The sequence below is a fragment of the Paraburkholderia mimosarum LMG 23256 = NBRC 106338 genome (assembly GCF_000739815.1).
In the GTDB taxonomy this organism is placed as follows: Bacteria; Pseudomonadota; Gammaproteobacteria; order Burkholderiales; family Burkholderiaceae; genus Paraburkholderia; species Paraburkholderia mimosarum.
The window spans coordinates 1-1,452 of sequence record NZ_BBJJ01000290.1; the positions used below are offsets into that span (position 1 = coordinate 1).

The 1,452-nt window shown below is 56.1% G+C and carries 1 protein-coding gene; it reads right to left on the reverse strand.

Annotated elements, in window-relative coordinates:
- Positions 1–34: 34 nt before the first annotated feature.
- Positions 35–1,401, reverse strand: a protein-coding gene (locus tag BMI01S_RS41740) for an IS3 family transposase (protein WP_156123924.1) whose coding sequence is annotated in 2 segments (ribosomal slippage) — positions 35–936 and positions 936–1,401 — 1,368 coding nt in all. Because the reading frame shifts where the segments join, the coding sequence is not laid out codon by codon here.
- Positions 1,402–1,452 lie beyond the last annotated feature (51 nt).

The following is a 1,452-nucleotide window of genomic DNA, read 5'->3' on the forward strand; positions in this document are numbered from 1 at the left end:
ATGAACTGACCCCGCCAAGTTGGACAGTAAAGTTCTAGGCTGCCAGGAGCTGAGTCCTGTATTGCACGGGACTCAGCCCATTGAGTTTGAGCTTGATACGCTCGTGGTTGTAGTAGTGAATGTAACGTCGCAGTCCGGCCTGCAACTGTTCGATACTGTCGAAGCGGTTCAACCGGAAGAACTCGGATTTTAGCGTGGCAAAGAAGCTTTCCATTGCGGCATTATCCAGACAGTTCCCCCTGCGCGACATGCTTTGCCGTAGCCGATTCGCGCTCAGCAATCGCCGCCAAGCAGACATCTGGTACTGCCAGCCCTGATCTGAATGCAACAACGGCTTGTCCCGGGTACCTAACTGAGTGACGGCTTTCTTCAGCATGTTGCTGACCAGCTCGAAACATGGCCGGCGAGCCGTCTGCCACGCCACGATTTCACCGTTGTACAGGTCCATGACAGGTGACAGGTAAAGCTTCTCGCCCTTGACATTAAATTCCGTCACGTCGGTTACCCATTTCTGGTTAGGCCTGCGTGCTTCGAACTCGCGATCTAGCAGGTTCGGTGCAACGCGTCCCACTTCGCCACGCCAGGAGCGGTAACGTTTTGGGCGCACCAGGGATTTCAGTTGCAATTCACCCATGAGCCGCTGCACGGTCTTGTGATTGACCATCCGACCGGCATTTCGGATAGCTGCGGTGATCCGCCGATAGCCATAGCGGCCCTTGTGATGCTCATACACCGCACGGATTGTGGCTTTGAGCTCGACGTGCCGCTCACCGGCCTCAAGCGCTCGCAACTGGTAATAGAACGTGCTGCGCGCCAGCCCCGCGATTTTCAGTAGCGCGGCAAGCGGATACCGAGTCCGCAGCCCGTTCACGATTTGCGTTTTTTCTTTTGCGCTGTCTGGTTTTCTTCCTTTGACAGCGCATCGAGCTTTTTTAGGTACGCCACCTCCGCGCGCAGATACACGATTTCCTTGAGTAGTTCTTCGCGTGATCGCGTATCGGCAGCAGCTTTCATTTCAACAGGCAGGTTAGGCCGGGTCTCGGGCATTTTTTGTGGACGCCCTCGTCGGCGGGGCATCAGAGCATCTATACCGCCCTCATCATACAAGCGCGCCCATTGCGAGACCTTGCCAGGATCGCGGATATCGTACAGAGCCGTGACTTCGCGCAGGGAAASCYCGTCACGCGACATGTGCCTGAGCACCTTCAGTCTGAAGTGAACGTCGTATCGGCTGTGCTTGCGGCATAGAGCTGCGCTGCCGTGCAAACGATAGGCATCAACCCACCGGCGCAACATCGAGTAGTCGATCCCGTGGCGGGCTGCCAGTACTGGCAGCCCGACGCCCCCGCGCAAATACGTGTTGATCAACTTCAGTTTGAACCGCTTATCGTACTTCGCCATGAAAAACACCCCAAAGGTTGGATCGGTGTCCAACTTTTGGGGTGCAGTTCA